At 70.8% G+C, this 13890-nt stretch carries 15 protein-coding genes; 11 read left to right on the top strand and 4 right to left on the bottom strand.

From position 1 onward, the window contains the following. Nucleotides 1-101: 101 nt before the first annotated feature. From ACFY6S_RS00075 to ACFY6S_RS00045, 7 genes are read left to right on the top strand one after another with little or no spacing between them, the layout of a single operon-like run. A complete protein-coding gene (locus tag ACFY6S_RS00075) occupies nucleotides 102-1232 on the top strand; it encodes an acyl-CoA dehydrogenase (RefSeq protein WP_388829107.1) in 1131 nt (376 codons plus the stop codon). A 52-nt stretch (nucleotides 1233-1284) separates the two neighbouring features. Next, nucleotides 1285-2556 carry a GNAT family N-acetyltransferase gene (locus ACFY6S_RS00070; RefSeq protein WP_388829109.1) on the top strand — a complete coding sequence of 424 codons (1272 nt, stop codon included), beginning with the start codon at nucleotides 1285-1287 and terminating at the stop codon, nucleotides 2554-2556. Next, nucleotides 2543-3208 (top strand): SRPBCC family protein, encoded by a 666-nt coding sequence (locus ACFY6S_RS00065; protein WP_388829112.1) that lies wholly within the window; start codon nucleotides 2543-2545, stop codon nucleotides 3206-3208. Before ACFY6S_RS00070 ends, ACFY6S_RS00065 begins: the two co-directional genes overlap by 14 nt. Further along, nucleotides 3205-4503 carry an aspartate aminotransferase family protein gene (locus ACFY6S_RS00060; RefSeq protein WP_388829115.1) on the top strand — a complete coding sequence of 433 codons (1299 nt, stop codon included), beginning with the start codon at nucleotides 3205-3207 and terminating at the stop codon, nucleotides 4501-4503. The genes ACFY6S_RS00065 and ACFY6S_RS00060 overlap by 4 nt, the downstream gene beginning before the upstream one ends. 21 nt (nucleotides 4504-4524) lie before the next feature. Next, nucleotides 4525-4779, top strand: coding sequence for an acyl carrier protein (locus ACFY6S_RS00055; RefSeq protein WP_388829118.1), 255 nt, complete (start codon nucleotides 4525-4527; stop codon nucleotides 4777-4779). Further along, nucleotides 4776-6053: a beta-ketoacyl-[acyl-carrier-protein] synthase family protein gene (locus ACFY6S_RS00050; RefSeq protein ID WP_389461006.1), complete on the top strand. Its 1278-nt coding sequence runs from the start codon at nucleotides 4776-4778 to the stop codon at nucleotides 6051-6053. The genes ACFY6S_RS00055 and ACFY6S_RS00050 overlap by 4 nt, the downstream gene beginning before the upstream one ends. 35 nt (nucleotides 6054-6088) lie before the next feature. Continuing rightward, a complete protein-coding gene (locus ACFY6S_RS00045) occupies nucleotides 6089-7126 on the top strand; it encodes an SDR family oxidoreductase (protein ID WP_388829124.1) in 1038 nt (345 codons plus the stop codon). 189 nt (nucleotides 7127-7315) lie between these two features. On the opposite strand, the gene ACFY6S_RS00040 is transcribed toward ACFY6S_RS00045, so the two are convergent. Beyond that, a complete protein-coding gene (locus tag ACFY6S_RS00040) occupies nucleotides 7316-8611 on the bottom strand; it encodes a hypothetical protein (protein ID WP_388829127.1) in 1296 nt (431 codons plus the stop codon). Between the two features lie 471 nt (nucleotides 8612-9082). On the opposite strand from ACFY6S_RS00040, the gene ACFY6S_RS00035 reads away from it, so the two are divergent. After that, nucleotides 9083-9268: a hypothetical protein gene (locus tag ACFY6S_RS00035; RefSeq protein WP_388829130.1), complete on the top strand. Its 186-nt coding sequence runs from the start codon at nucleotides 9083-9085 to the stop codon at nucleotides 9266-9268. A 391-nt stretch (nucleotides 9269-9659) separates the two neighbouring features. Here the strand turns inward: ACFY6S_RS00035 and ACFY6S_RS00030 are convergent, their stop codons facing one another. Together ACFY6S_RS00030 and ACFY6S_RS00025 are read right to left on the bottom strand one after the other, a co-directional pair. After that, nucleotides 9660-10589 (bottom strand): DNA-3-methyladenine glycosylase family protein, encoded by a 930-nt coding sequence (locus ACFY6S_RS00030; protein ID WP_388829133.1) that lies wholly within the window; start codon nucleotides 10587-10589, stop codon nucleotides 9660-9662. Then, nucleotides 10586-10960, bottom strand: coding sequence for a VOC family protein (locus tag ACFY6S_RS00025; protein ID WP_388829136.1), 375 nt, complete (start codon nucleotides 10958-10960; stop codon nucleotides 10586-10588). Before ACFY6S_RS00025 ends, ACFY6S_RS00030 begins: the two co-directional genes overlap by 4 nt. A gap of 78 nt (nucleotides 10961-11038) precedes the next feature. On the opposite strand from ACFY6S_RS00025, the gene ACFY6S_RS00020 reads away from it, so the two are divergent. The 3 genes from ACFY6S_RS00020 to ACFY6S_RS00010 all read left to right on the top strand — a co-directional run bounded on the left by ACFY6S_RS00020 (nucleotide 11039) and on the right by ACFY6S_RS00010 (nucleotide 12659). Continuing rightward, entirely contained in the window at nucleotides 11039-11497 is a 459-nt protein-coding gene (locus tag ACFY6S_RS00020; RefSeq protein ID WP_388829139.1) for a MarR family winged helix-turn-helix transcriptional regulator, read from the top strand. A gap of 216 nt (nucleotides 11498-11713) precedes the next feature. Continuing rightward, on the top strand, nucleotides 11714-12187 hold the full coding sequence (locus tag ACFY6S_RS00015; protein ID WP_388829142.1) for a MarR family winged helix-turn-helix transcriptional regulator: 474 nt from the start codon (nucleotides 11714-11716) through the stop codon (nucleotides 12185-12187). 46 nt (nucleotides 12188-12233) lie between these two features. Further along, nucleotides 12234-12659 (top strand): hypothetical protein, encoded by a 426-nt coding sequence (locus tag ACFY6S_RS00010; protein ID WP_388829145.1) that lies wholly within the window; start codon nucleotides 12234-12236, stop codon nucleotides 12657-12659. 323 nt (nucleotides 12660-12982) lie between these two features. Here the strand turns inward: ACFY6S_RS00010 and hisG are convergent, their stop codons facing one another. Next, the gene (hisG, locus tag ACFY6S_RS00005) at nucleotides 12983-13654 is read right to left on the bottom strand and encodes an ATP phosphoribosyltransferase (protein WP_388829148.1); all 672 of its coding nucleotides are present in this window, start codon (nucleotides 13652-13654) and stop codon (nucleotides 12983-12985) included. Nucleotides 13655-13890: the final 236 nt, after the last annotated feature.

Genomic DNA, 13890 nt, shown 5'->3' with positions numbered 1-13890 from the left:
GCCTCCGGCGGATCGCGGCACCCCCTTCCGGCGGCCGGATCGGTCCGTAAGCCCACGTCCCCCGCCGACGCCCCGGGACAGGCCCCCAGAAGGGACCGCAGATGAACTTCCTGCACACCGAACGCTCGACCCTCGAAGCGTTCATGCCCGGACTCGACACCGACCTCGCCCAGCACCCGCTCATGGAGCTGGAGCGCGCGCCCAGCCCGGCGATCGCGCACTTCCGTACCGCGGGAGGCCCCGCGCTGCTGGTGCCCGTGAGCAACGGGGGCAGCGGAGCGACCCCCCTCCAAGCGGTCCGGGCGCAACGCGCCATCGGGTCCCGCTGCCCCTCACTCGCGGTCGCCACCACCATGCACCACTTCTCGGTCGCGGGCCTGGTCAGGGCGGCCCGGGACGGCACCGGGATGGAGACACCGCTGCTGGAGACCATCGCCGCCGGACATCTGCTGCTGGCCTCCGGCTTCGCGGAGGGCAACACCGGCCAGAACATCCTCCGCCCGCACATCACCGCCGAACTGGTCGCCGGACGGGTGGTGCTCAACGGCCGCAAGGCGCCGTGCAGTCTCTCGCGCTCCATGGACCTGCTGACGGCGTCCGTCGTGGTGAAGGACACCGAAGGGGTCGGCCGGCTCGCCATCGCGCTCATCCCCTCCGGAACACCCGGCCTGGAGATCCGGCCGTTCTGGCGGACATCGATCCTGGCCGGCGCCGAGAGCGACGAGATCGTCCTCACCAATGTGGAACTGGACCCGCAGATGGTGGTGGTCACCGACGTGACCGCCGACGCCGTGCCCGACGCCGTCAACATCGCCGGGTTCCTCTGGTTCGAACTGCTGCTGACCGCCGGCTACCTCGGCATCATCAGCGGACTCGTCGAACGGGTCCTCGATCACCGGGCCGGAGCGGGCGAGGACCCCGGCCCCTACCTGGTCGACACCGACGCGGCGATGCTGGCCGTGGAGGCCGTCGCACGCGCCATGGACACCGAGGAGTGGACCGACGCCCTCCTGGTCAACGCCCTCACCGCGCGCTACGCGGCCCAGGACGCGATCTCCCGCACCGCCCACACCTGCCTCACGGCGCTCGGCGGCATGGCCTTCATCAGCTCGCCCGACGGCAGCTACCTCGCCTCGGCCGCCACCGCCCTCGCCCACCATCCCCCCGCGCGCAGACGGATGGCCCGCCCACTGCGGGACTTCCTCGACGGCCGGCCCCTGCGGATCGGCTGACGCACCGCCTCCACCTCTCCTCATCACGCGACAAAGACGAACAGGTGGCCTCATGCAGCGAGACGCCAACACACCCCGCCGACGGCCCGGCGACGCGCCGCCCGGCCTGTCCGGCGACTACCGCGTCGAGGTCCTGCCCAGCATCGAAAACCTCTCCCGCGCGATGTGGGAGGACCTCGCCCCCGCCGACGACCCCATGTGGTCCCGGGCCCTGTTCACCGCCATGGAACGCGGCGGCATCGGCCCCGACGGCTACGCCTACATCGTCGTACGCCGACGGGCCGCCGTCCGCGCCGTACTGCCCGTCTGCCGGTTCAGGGAGCTGCGGCTCGACGGCCTCGTGGGACCGGACGAACGACGCTTCCTGACCCCCGTCGGCCGGCTGTTCCCCGGGCTGCTGCGGGTGCCGACGCTGCTGTGCGGCAATCTCCTGGGACAGGGGCACGTACTCACCCCCGGCGGCCGACCGGGGCAGACGGTCCAACGGCTCCTCATCGACGCGGCGCTCGACTACGCCCGCCGGGAGCGGCTGGGCACCGTGGTGTTCAAGGACTTCGCCCCCGCCGAGCTGCGACCGCTCCGCGCGGCCCTGCGCCGCTCCGGCTTCTTCTTCGCCCCCGGACTGCCGGACACCGAACTACGCCTCGGCCACGGATCGTTCGACGGCTACCTCGAAGCGCTCCCGGCCAAACCGCGGCGCAACGCCCGGAGCAAGATGCGTAAATTCCGGGCCCGTCCCGGCCTGCGGATCGAAATCCTCGACCAGTTCGCGGAGCTGTTGCCCCAGATCCTCGCGCTCTACCGGCAAGTGATGGAGCGCGCCGACCAGTTCCTCGACATCCTCGACGCGCCGTTCTTCGACGCCGTGCACGCGCAGAGCGAGCCGCGCCGACGCCTCGTCGCCTGTTTCGAGGGGGACACCCTGGTGGCCTTCCTGCTCTGTCTCTTCGCCGGGTCGGGAGCCGTCGGAGCCCGGATCGGCCTGGACTACCGGCTCGCCCACGAAGCCCGGCTCTACCACATCGTCCACTACGCGGCGATCGACCTCGCCCTCACGTCCGGATGCGACCACATCCGGTTCGCCCAGACCGCCTACCTCCCCAAAATGGAACTCGGCTGCGACCTGGTCCCACAGTCGTACGCGATCACCCATCTGCGCCCGGTGCGCCGTGCCGTACTGCGCCGGACACTACCCCGGACACTGGCGGCCGCGCGGACACGGGCGCTCGGCCCGCGCCTGGCCGCGGTGACGGATACGCCGGCCCTCAGCTCTCGTCCGCACTTCCCTCCCGACGCAGAACGGCCGGCCGATGCCCCGAGTTGACACGCAGTTGTCCATCGCCGCCCCGCCCGAAACGGCCTGGGCGGCCGTGGTCGACGTGGAGAGCTACCCACGGTGCATGGAGAACGTCGAATCGGTCGTGGTCACCCACCGGACCGACGAGTTCCGCCGCACGACGGCCTGGTCGGTCCGGCTCAAGGGCTCGCTGCTGCGGTGGACCGAGGAAGAGGTGATCGATCCTGCGGCACGCCGCTTCGACTTCCGCCAAGTCAGCGGTGACCTGGGTGAGTTCACCGGTCACTGGTCCGTCACCGCGGCGCCCGGCACGGGCAGCGTCGTCCGTCTGTACGTGGATTTCGACATCGGTATCCCACTGCTCGCGGAGATGCTCAACTCGGTCGCCGCCGACGCGCTGCGGGAGAACGCCGCGCAGATGATCGCCGCACTGGAACAGCGGCTGCTGGCCGCCACCGGCTCCGGGCGGCCGGAGGACGCCGCACGGACCATATCCGTGGCCGCCCCGGAATCCGATCCTGATCCCGATCCCGCACTCCGGCCCGATCCCCGGCCCGATCCCGCAACCCGGTCCGCATTCGAGGCCGTACCGGCAAAGCCAGCGCCCGGGGCCGCCCCCGAGGGCACGGTCGCGTCGACGGATCCGCTCCCTCGACCGGGTCCGGAGGACACACCGTGACAACACCGCCCCCGGCGAGCCCGATCGACGCCGACCTCACCTTCGACCGGATCCGGCGCCACCTCTCCGCCAAGCTCGCACTGGCCGGCAGCTTCGCCGGGAACGGGGCCGTCGAGGCGAGCGCCGACGGCTGCCGGGTCAGACTGTCGGACGGCCGCTCGGTGCTCGACTTCGGCTCGTACGCCGTCACCCTGCTCGGCCACCGCCACCCGGCCGTGGTCGCCGCCGTCCGTCGACAGCTCGACACCATGCCCACCTCGACCCGGAGCCTGGGCAACCCGGTCGCGGCGGAGGCCGCCGCCCACCTCGCCGACTACTTCGGAAACACACTGCCCAAGGTCCACTTCGGACTCAACGGCGCGGACGCGGTGGAGGTCGCGGTGAAGCTCGCCCGGCTCGCCTCCGGCCGGGACCGCGTGGTGGCGGTACGCGGCGGCTTCCACGGCAAGTCGCTCGGCGCACTCGCGCTGACACACCACCCCCTCTACCGCACAGGTCTGCGCGGCTGCTCCGTGGACGTCGTCCACGTGGCCCCCGACGACCCCGGCGCCGTACGCGCCGAAGTCGCCTCGGCGGACGTGGCCGCCCTCGTCTTCGAACCGGTGCAGGGCGAGAACGGGGCGCACTGCCTTCCACCCGACGTGCTGCGCCAATGGTGCGCGGACGCCGCCCGGCACGGCACCTTCGTGATCGCCGACGAGATCCAGTGCGGGCTGCGCAGATGCGGCGAGCGCTCGGTCGCCCTGGCCGAAGGGCTCCCGGTCGACGCGGTGCTGGTCGGCAAACCGCTGGGCGGAGGCGTCGTACCGCTGTCCGCGGTGGTCTGCTCCGAGGAGCTGTACGCGCCGCTCGACGCGGACCCCTTCCTCCACTCCGCCACCTTCGGAGGCCATCCGCTGAGCTGCGGCGCGCTGCCCGCCGCACTGACGGCCATCGAGGAACTGGCACCGCGCGGAGCGGAACTGGCCCGGCTCCTCGGACAGATCCTGGACGACCTCCACCACCGCTACCCGCGTCTGATCCGTGCGGTCGGCGGCCGGGGACTGCTCCGGGGGATCGACCTGGACACACCGCGCACGGCGGGGCTGGTCGTCATGGAACTGGCCGCGGCCGGACTCCTGGTGTCGCCCTGTCTGAGCAGGCCGACCACCGTGCGTCTGCTGCCGCCGCTGACCAGCACCGAGACGGATCTCGCGGAGGCCGCCCACATCCTCGACTCCGCGATGGCCGCGGCCGCCCGAAACGTCACGAGCGGACCACGACGGACCGCCCCGCCGCCCCCCGCCGCCACCTGAGCCAGGAAAGGAACGACCGACATGCCCAACCGCGAGGAACTCGCCCTGATCCTGCGCACCGCCGTGGCGGACGTACTCGGCACGGAGATCGACGAGATCGGCGAAACCACCGACCTGATCACCGACTACGGCATCGACAGCCTCGAACTGATGGAGATCGGAGCCCGGTTGGAGAGAAACCTCGACCTGCCGATCGCGATCGAGGACCTCACCCGCACCCAGTCCATCGGTGAGGCCATCGACCTGCTGGAAGCCAGATCGGCCGACCGCGCGTGAACGGGCCCCGCCGCCCGGGACGCGTGCGCGTCGCCGTCACCGGAATCGGCGTGAAGTCACCGGCCGGCAACACTCCCGACGAGGTGTTCGCCACACTGCTGGCCGCCACGCCCACCGCGACCGTCGTTCCGGGGCTGGTCGAGCGGGGGATGGCGGTGCGCTTCGCCTGTCTCGTACCGCCCTTCGACACCGACGCCTACATCAGCCGCCGCGAAGCGCGCCAGATCGACCGTCCCACCGAACTCGTCCTGTGCGCCGCCGCCGACGCCGTCACCGACGCGTCGCTTCCCCCGGAACTGGCGCGGGAGCGGGCGGGGGTGCAGCTCGGCACAGGAGTCGGCGGCCTCGCCAGCATGGAGGCGACCACCCGGGACCACAACGACCGGCCGTCGGCCATGCCCGTCCACACCGTGCCCCGCACCATGGCGAACTCGGCCTCCTGCCGTATCGCCATGCGTCACGGATTCCAGGGCGACTGCACCACGTACGCCACGGCCTGCGCCAGCGGCACCACGGCCATCGGCGAGGCGGCACGCCGCATCCGTGACGGTCAGCTGGACGTGGCGCTGGCCGGAGGTGTCGACGCACCCGTCACACCGGTCATCATGGGCGGCTTCCACCGGCTGCGGGCCCTGTCCGTACGCAACGAGGCACCCGAGCGGGCCAGCCGCCCCTTCGACGCGGACCGGGACGGCTTCGTCATCGGGGAGGGCGCCGCGGTACTCGTCCTCGAACGCTGGGACATGGCGCACGCCCGTGGCGCCAGGATCTACGGCGAGGTCGCCGGCTACGCCTCCACCTGCGACGCCTTCCACATCGTGGCTCCCCGGCCCGACGGAGAACCGGCGAGCCGGTGCATGCGGCTCGCGATCGCCGACGCCGGATACGCCACGGGGGACATCGGGCACATCAACGCCCACGGCACCTCCACCGTCCTCAACGACCAGTCGGAGGCGCGTGCCATCGCCCGCTGTTTCGACGGCCACTCACCGCCCGTCACGGCCATGAAGGGCGTCACCGGCCATCTCGTCGGAGGCTCCGGCGCCCTGGAGGCCGCGCTCTCCCTTCTCTGCGCCGCCCGGGGCCTGGTACCTCCCGTGGCGAACCTGCGCTCCAGCCCCGAAGCCGCCCTGGTGAACCTGGTCATGGGCGCCCCGCGTCCGGTGGCGCCCGCTCCCGTGCTGTCCAACTCCTTCGGATTCGGCGGGCAGAACAGCTGCCTGGTGCTGACCCCGGGAAGCGACCGCCCCGCCACGACCCGCGCATCGTCGTAACCACCCGCCCCCTCATCGACCGGAAACGATGCCCCATGCGAATCCTTGTCACCGGCGCGACCGGCGTGGTCGGCACCGAGGTCGTCTCCTGTCTCCTCACGTCCGACCGCCCGCCGCACCTGTCCCTCACCCGCGTGGCCCGCCGCCCCGACGCCGGCCCCGTCGTGTGCTGGGACATCGGCAACGGGCCGCCGCCCGCGGAGCTCGGCGGGCACTGGGACGTCATCGTGCACGCCGCGGCCTCCACCCGCTGGACGCTCAGCAGGGAGGAGGCCGTCACCGCGAACATCCGGCCGCTCCGGGCGGTACTGGACCTCGCCGACCCGAGTACCCATCTCGTCCACATCTCCACCGCCTACGTCGCGGGCGACCGTGACCTCGAAGATCCCCGCAGCGCCCTCTTCGACGGATACCGCAACGGTTACGAGTGGTCAAAGGCCCTGGGCGAGAGCATCGTGCGGGAAACACACCGGGGGCCCCTGACACTGGTCCGCCCGCCGCTGGTCGTGGGCCGTCGGCACAGCGGCGAGATCGCCCGTTTCTCCGGGCCCTACACCCTCCTCCAGGCACTCGTCTCCGGTCTGGCCGCCGTGGTGGTCGGCGACCCCGACGGCTACGCCGAGATCAGCCCCGTCAACGACGTCGCGGCAGCCGTCACCGCCGCCGTACTGTCCACCCCGCCCGCCACCCCGCGCACGGAGGTGATCGCGGGCGGCCTCGCCAGCCTGAGACTCGCCACGCTTCTCGACATCACCTGTCGCACCATCAACGAGTGCCGGGCCGAGGCCGGGGTCGCGCCGATCGCTCGGCCGCCCATTGTCTCCGGCGACAGCTGGGACCGGTTCTTCCTGCCGCTCGCCGAGCAGTACCTCTCCCCGTTCCAGAGCCAGGCCGTCAAACTGCTCGCCATGTTCCAGAGCTACACCAGCATGAACACCCCTTTCGAACCCACCTGGCCCGTCGAAGCGCCAGGAGAGGTCATGGCGGCCTCCGTACGTCACTGGGCCGCCCGCAAACCCCGTCTGGCGCTGGCAAGTCCGGTTCCCTGGAAGATGATCGGCACGCCCCGCTGAGAACATGTGCCGGGGAGGATCCGCAACGGTGCCGGGCGACGCCGAACGAGACGATCGCCGCCGCGCCCTCGCGGCGGCGCGTTCAGCCCGTTCCGGGAACGGGCTTCGCCGCCGCCCCCGCGTACCTGGCGTGAACGTGACGGCCGGTGGACCCCGAGCGGCCGGCGCACCACACGCGCCCGGCACGCGTCAGACGCTCCAGGCGAGACGGAACAGTTCGGCGCGCTCCTCCGGTGACTTCTCCGCGTGGTGGGTCTGTTCGTGCCGCCGGGTCACCACCGTCGTGTCGATGATCGCGTCACCGACCAGCCGGCGGGCCAATGAGGACTTGTCGAGTACGTCGATCACCGCGGCGATGTCGTGCGACAACACGGTGACCTGAGAAGCCGCACGCTGCTGATCGGTCAGCGTTCCCGGGTCGTCGGTGACCTCCACCGGCAGTGGCGCCCGCGTCGTGATGCCCTCCAAGGCGAGCGCGAGCACGGCGGCCGAGGCGGTGTAGACGTTGGCGGACGGGTCGATGATCTTCACCTCGAAGTTCGCCCCATGGGGGTTGCCGGGGCCGCCTCGCAGGAAACGCACAGCGGCCTCACGGTTCTCCAGGCCCCAGCAGGCGTGGGCCCCGGACCACAGGCCGGGCGCCAGACGCTCGCCGGAGAGGACCGAGCCGGTCAGCAATCCCTGAATGTCGGACAGCCCGTTCACGACACCGCTGATGGCCGCGCCGCCCTCGGCCGTCATGCCGTACGGTCCGTCGCCTCCCTGGAACAGGCTCTTTCCGTCGCGAGTGAGCGAGAAGTGCTGGTGAGCGCCATTGCCAAGGCCCCCCGGAAAGGGGACGGGAGAGAACGACGCCCGCAGTCCGTGCCGCCGGGCGACCCTGCCGACCAGGATCTTGGCCAGCACCACGCTGTCGGCGCCCTCGACCGGTGAAGCAGGCGGGAGAGAGAACTCGAACTGGTTACGGCCGTACTCGCAGTGCACCTGCTCCATCCCGGAGCCGACGGCAGCCGTCGCGGCGAGCAGATCGGCGAGGAAGTCCTCGTGGTCCAGCAGGCCGGTCACGCCGTACGGCACCCACGAGGTGTCCTCCAGCGCCGAACCGTCCGGCGCGACCAGGACGAATTCCAACTCGTGCCCGACACATGCCTCCAGGCCGGCGTCCGCGAGCCGGAGCCCGACGGCGCGCAGCAGCCCGCGAGGGCATCGCGGGTCGCGTTCGCCCGACTGCGCGAAGAAGTCCGTCGGTCCCCAGGCCAGGCCGCCGCCCAGATCCCGCACCGCCCCGAGATCCAGCCGCAGCCGCAGGTCCCCGACCGCGCCGATCGAATCGATGGACGCGATATCCCCGTCGGCGCAGAACACGTGCCAGACCTCTGCGGCACCCATACCGCTCCGGTGGAAGGCGCCCAGGCGCGCGACCGGGACGCTCTTGGCGAGGGTGAGGCCGGCCGAGTTGACGGCCGTTCCGATGACGGTCCGCACATCGGATTGCGTGATTTCCTCATGTACTGCGCTGATCTCGGCGATATCTAAGTTTCGCGGTTCTTTGTCCATGTGGTGCATCATGCACCCGGCCGCCGTCGGCTGAGGGACGGCGGCATCCCCCCTCCGACGGCCGGGCGCGAGAATCCCGGTCCGGTGCCTCCGTGCTGGAAGGGGCGGTGGTGCGGGATTCGGCCCCGCCGGGTGTGTCCTGGTGGGCCGAACGGAACCGGGCCGGGCCGTGCCGGCGGGCAGGGGCAGGTCGGGCGTGCGGAGCGGCTCGGGCGGCGCGCGTAGCGCGGGAGGCGGCGAGGCGTACCTCTGTGCGCCGTCGGCCGCGCGGACCCGGCGTCAGCGGGGGGCCGACCGGGGTTTCTCCCGCACGGACAGGCCGAGCCGACTGCGGCCGGCCGCACTCTATGGCCGGTGGGTCGGGTCCTGTGGTGGTCCTTCTCCAAGCGGTGGAGCTGGATGCATGTCGATGATCTGGTTGATGCCTATGTACACGTCCTCGACGATCCGGGCGTGGTCGACGCGGAGGTGTTCGTCATCGCGGATGATCAGCGTCCGGCCGGGTTGGACGTGCCGCGTGCCGCTGTGTGCGCGGTGGGCTGGACGGGCGGGATCGCCGTGGAGCCGCGGAGGCGGGTGGCATGATGTAATTGGCCGCCGACCAGGACGAGTTGGTCACCGGTGCAAAGGCTCGCAGTAGGCTCGGCTGGCCTCCCCGCCATGTCTCCTTCGCCGATGCTCCCGAGCGGCACTACCGGGTCTGTGAGGCCGCGCAACCGGCGGCCTGAGCGTGGGGCGACGAACGGCGGTGCGCGGTGTGCCCGTGTGCGGAGCCGATATCGCGCGACCGGGGTGCGGCGCGCCGGCGATCCCCGACGCCGCTGGCTTGCGCTGGTCGGCGCGGGTGTCGCTCAGGGCCTGAGTTCCGGCATCGGGATGGGGTGGTGCTCCTGCCGGTGCTCCTGCCGTACGGAGGTTCTTCCCGGCGGTTGCCGTACGCGGGCAGGGGCGAACAGCTGCTCGGGGGAGGGGCGGATTACCGTGCGGCGGGGGGCTGGTCCTGTGCGCGGGCGCGCAGGAGGAGGGCGATCCAGCTGCGGTAGGGGCGCCAGGCGTCGGCGATCCGGGCGAGTCGGCGTGGGTTGTCGGCGATGGCGGTGTCGAGTTGATAGGCGTCGGCCATGGCGCGGTGCACGCGGGGTTCCGCGGTCGGGAAGACGTCGGGGTGGCCGGCTCCGCGGATGAGGATCAACTCGGCGGAGAACGGCCCGATGCCGGGTAGTTCCCGGAGCGCGGCGAGGGCGTGCTCGGCGGGCTGGGCGCGCAGTTCGTCGGCGTCGAGGTATCCGTCCAGGGCGGCCTCGGCGATCGCGTGCAGGCGCTGGATCTTGATGCCGGTGAGGCCGGGGATGTGGTCGAGGGAGCGCAGTACGGCCGGAGCGGGGAAGGCGTTGAGCCGTCGGCCTGCGACATCGAGGGCATGACCGTGCTGTTGTGCCAGGCGGGCCTTGACGGTGGCGGCCTGGGACGTGCGGATGCGGTTGCCGATGATGGTCCAGGCAGCCGCTTCGTAGGGGGAGGGGAAGCAGACGGGGCGCAGTCCCGGGTAGTCGGCCTGGAGACCGGCCACTATCGGATCGTTGTCGGCGAGGGCGGGAAATCCGGTGCCGTCGATGTCGAGGGAGAGGATGCGGCTGATCTGGCCCAGGGCGTCGGGCGGCTTACGGCCGTCGTCAGTACGGACGGTGATCTCCGCGCTGACCGTGCCGGGCTTTCCGTCCGCTGTCTCTTCCTCTTCCTGCCGTAGTGCGCAGCCGATCACGGAGACGCTGTCGTCGGCGGGGAAGGCCAGGCGCAGCACCTGGTCGGCCGCGGGGCCGTAGGAGGCGGGGGTGAAGCCTCCCAGGAACCGGATGGACGAGTCGAGGGAGAACGGTCCCGCCGGGGTGAGGGTGAGGGTGGTCATCGTGGGGCTCCGTGGACGGTCAGGACGTAGCCCTCGGGACCGGCGAAGGAGAACATCGGGCCGAACGGGCTGTCGGTGACCGGGGTGAGGACGTGGACGCCGTTCGCGGTGAGCTGTTCGTACAGGGCCCGGGCGTCGGGTGTGCTGAACCAGAGCGCGACGCCGAGACCGGGACGGCCGGCGTCCAGGTCGGTGCCGGGCAGCGGCCGGCGCACGGCGAACGGGATCGGCTCGGTGTCGAAGACGACAGCCCCGGGGGGTGAGACGGCGCTGCGGCGCAGGCCGAGGTGGTTCTCGCAGTAGGCGGCTGCTGCCTCGACGTCACGAACCTGCAGGGCGACGAAGTCGGGTCCGTCGATGCCGATGGACATGAGTGCTCCTCGTTTGGATGTCAGGGTTTTGACATTGCCGACGGTAGGATCATCGCGCTTGTATGTCAAACTACTGACATGCAGGAACGCGGGCCGCAATGGCCACACCCCGCCGAGGACGTGACCGATCACGTGGGATACCGCCTCAAGCGCGCGCACGCCGCCCTGCGTGGCGCCATGGACAAGGCGCTGCGCGAGCTCGACCTGACTGTCCCGCAGTACTCCTGCCTGGAAGTTCTGGCGCTGCGCCCGGGCCTGTCCAACGCCGAGCTCGCCCGCGCCACTTTCGTCACCCGGCAGTCCATGAACGTCGTACTGCGGGCGTTGCAGGAGGCGGGCCTGATCACTCGCCCGGACACGGTCGACCACGGTCGGGCCCGCCCCGTCAGCCTCACCGGCCGCGGTCGCGACCGTCTCGAAGCGGCCCAAGCTCGTGTCTACGCCATCGAGGCGCGCATGATCCGGGCGATCCCCGGCAGGCGCCTGGCCGTCCTCCTTGAGGACCTCGACCGTCTGACCCAAGCCCTCAACGAGTAAGGGGCGGCCTCGATCCATCCTTTGCCCGCGCCACCCGCTCTGGTTGGTGAGGCGAGCGGAAGGAGGGGGTATAGCCACCCGGCCGTGCGGATCGGCCGTGCGGATCGGCCCGGCGAGGGCGTGGGGAGCGGCCCCACCGGGGCGGTCCGCTCGCCGTCGAAGTCCCCGCTCAACGTCGTCACCGTGCAGCACACGTGATAGTTCGCCGGTACGAGCGTGCTGATCAACGCCGCCTGCCCGGCCGGGCCGCGTCCGATTTCACCGATGTGGATGCGCATGCGCGCCCGTGGGGCCGAGGGGCGCGGGCTGAGCGCGGGGGCGCTTGACCTCCTGGTCCGACTGAGCGCCGCGCCCGATGATGGGATCAGCATCGGGGAGTTGGCGCAAGCGGCTGGGGTCAGTTCGCGCAATGTCACCGGACTGGTCGACACCCTCGAACGCGATGGGCTGGTCGAGCGGGTGGCCGACCGGCGCGACCGTCGTTCGGTCCTGGCTCGGATCACCCCCGCCGGGCTGGCCTGGATGGAGTCCTTCCGCCGCCCCACCCAGGTCGCCATGGCGGCGGTCTTCCGGGGATTCTCGCCGGCCGAGCTGACTCAGCTGCGGCATCTGTGCCTGCGTCTGGTCGAGAACCAGCGTCAACTCGACCAGTACCTGAGCCGTGCCGACGGCGCGAACACCCAGCCGTGAACCGGACTTCCACCGCCCGAAGAAACGACCGAAGGACCGAACCACGATGACATCCCGGACCTGGACCTGGACCCGGGAGATCGTCCGGAGCTATCACGAGGCCAGGTTCGGTGGAGACGTATCCGCGGCCGTAGCGCGCCTCGCCGAGCCGTTCACTTTCCAGAGCCCGCTGATGAGGTCCGAGGACCCGGCCGGCCATCTGGCTGGGCTCCCCGGCTTCCTCCAGGTGGCCACTGGAGTCGACATGATCAGCGAACTGTACGGAGAGCGCGAGGCCACACTCGTCTACGACGTGCATACCGCCACACCGGCCGGTACCCAGCGCACCGCCGAACACTTCCGCCTCGACAACGCCGGAATCACATCGATCATGCTGATCTTCGACGGAGTGCCCTGGCAGGCGACGATGGCCATGATGAGCCAGCACACCACCGATCACGGGGACGAATCCTTCGCTGCTCCCGCAGTTTGATCAACAGTTTGATCGACTCCCGAGAGCTGCTTCCGGGCCGATCGCTGCGGTTCCGTATGAGCGTCCTCTTGGTGTCGGCGCGGCCCTGTAATTCGTTGAAGATCCTCTGTCAGGAGCCGATCAGCTGTCAGCGGCGGAACAGGCCGGACACCATACCCATGGCCCGTTCCGCCCTGGCGGCGTTGGCGGCGTTCTTCCCCAAGATCTCGACTCCGCTTGGCCGGGGAGACCTGCTGCGCTCAACGTGGGCTCCCTGCCTCCGCCTTGCGGTCCACGGCACCGGATCGTGGCCGCTGATCCGGGCCGGTCCGATCCAAAGGTTTTTAGGTGGTGGCGGGGAGGAGGGCGGCCATGAGCCGTTGGGTGAGGGATTGGATGTGGGGTGTGGTGGCGGCGGCGGGGGTGGTGATGAGGACGGCCTGTGTGGTGATGAGCGGGGGGCCGAGGGTTTTGAGGTGGTGGGCGTTGAGGGTGCGTCCGGTGTCGACTACGTCGGCGATGGCGTGGGCGAGGCCGAGGTGGATGGCGATTTCGACGGCGCCGGTCATTTCGATGATGTCGGCTTTGATGCCGTGGGTGGCGAGGTCGGTCGCGGTGAGGTGCGGCAGTGAGGTGGCGATACGTAGGCCGTGGAGGTTGTTGAGGGTGTCGGGGTGGTGATGGGGGACGGCGTAGCGGACTTGGGCGTGGCCGAAGCCGAGGGTGAGTAACTCGACGAGAGGCAGGGGGGTGTCGGCGACGAGGTCGCGTCCGGTGATGCCGGCGTCGATGTGGCCGTGGGCGATGAGGCGAGGTATGTCGCGGGCGCGTATGTGGAGGAACTCGATGTTGTTGCGGGGGTCGAGGCGGTGGAGACGGTCGGGGGTGGAGCAGGTGTAGCCGGCGGCGGTGAGGAGGCGGCGGGCGCCGGGTGCGAGGGTGCCTTTGTTGGGCAGGGCGATGCGCTGGGGGCGGTGGCGGGGGCCGGGTGCGGGGGTGCGGGGTGTCTGGGTCATGGAGTGTTGGTCCCTTGGGTGTGTGGTGTTGGGGTTTTGTTGGTGTGGTGGTCGGGGTCGGTTGCCGGGTGAGTGGGTGGCTGGTGGCCGGGTCGGGGTGTGGGTGGTTGGTTGGGGGTTGGGTGGGTGGGAGGTTACGTGGGTGGGTGGGGGGTGGCAATGTGGGAAGATTTTTTGGGGGAAAGGGGCTGGCCAGGGGGGTGGGGGGTTTTGATCGTTTATTTCGTTGCGGGGAG

Source organism: Streptomyces sp. NPDC012835 (genome assembly GCF_042900885.1).
GTDB lineage: Bacteria > Actinomycetota > Actinomycetes > Streptomycetales > Streptomycetaceae > Streptomyces.
Note: the sequence above shows the minus strand (reverse complement) of the source record. Positions and strands in the feature narration are given on the sequence as shown.

What these genes read in the sequence shown, in the direction of transcription:
- ACFY6S_RS00045 (WP_388829124.1), top strand. Translation starts at nt 6,089, where the DNA reads ATGCGAATCCTTGTCACCGGCGCGACCGGCGTGGTCGGCACCGAGGTC.
- ACFY6S_RS00030 (WP_388829133.1), bottom strand. Translation starts at nt 10,589, where the DNA reads ATGACCACCCTCACCCTCACCCCGGCGGGACCGTTCTCCCTCGACTCG.
- ACFY6S_RS00035 (WP_388829130.1), top strand. Translation starts at nt 9,083, where the DNA reads ATGCATGTCGATGATCTGGTTGATGCCTATGTACACGTCCTCGACGAT.
- ACFY6S_RS00010 (WP_388829145.1), top strand. Translation starts at nt 12,234, where the DNA reads ATGACATCCCGGACCTGGACCTGGACCCGGGAGATCGTCCGGAGCTAT.
- ACFY6S_RS00055 (WP_388829118.1), top strand. Translation starts at nt 4,525, where the DNA reads ATGCCCAACCGCGAGGAACTCGCCCTGATCCTGCGCACCGCCGTGGCG.
- ACFY6S_RS00065 (WP_388829112.1), top strand. Translation starts at nt 2,543, where the DNA reads ATGCCCCGAGTTGACACGCAGTTGTCCATCGCCGCCCCGCCCGAAACG.
- ACFY6S_RS00070 (WP_388829109.1), top strand. Translation starts at nt 1,285, where the DNA reads ATGCAGCGAGACGCCAACACACCCCGCCGACGGCCCGGCGACGCGCCG.
- hisG (WP_388829148.1), bottom strand. Translation starts at nt 13,654, where the DNA reads ATGACCCAGACACCCCGCACCCCCGCACCCGGCCCCCGCCACCGCCCC.
- ACFY6S_RS00020 (WP_388829139.1), top strand. Translation starts at nt 11,039, where the DNA reads ATGCAGGAACGCGGGCCGCAATGGCCACACCCCGCCGAGGACGTGACC.
- ACFY6S_RS00025 (WP_388829136.1), bottom strand. Translation starts at nt 10,960, where the DNA reads ATGTCCATCGGCATCGACGGACCCGACTTCGTCGCCCTGCAGGTTCGT.
- ACFY6S_RS00075 (WP_388829107.1), top strand. Translation starts at nt 102, where the DNA reads ATGAACTTCCTGCACACCGAACGCTCGACCCTCGAAGCGTTCATGCCC.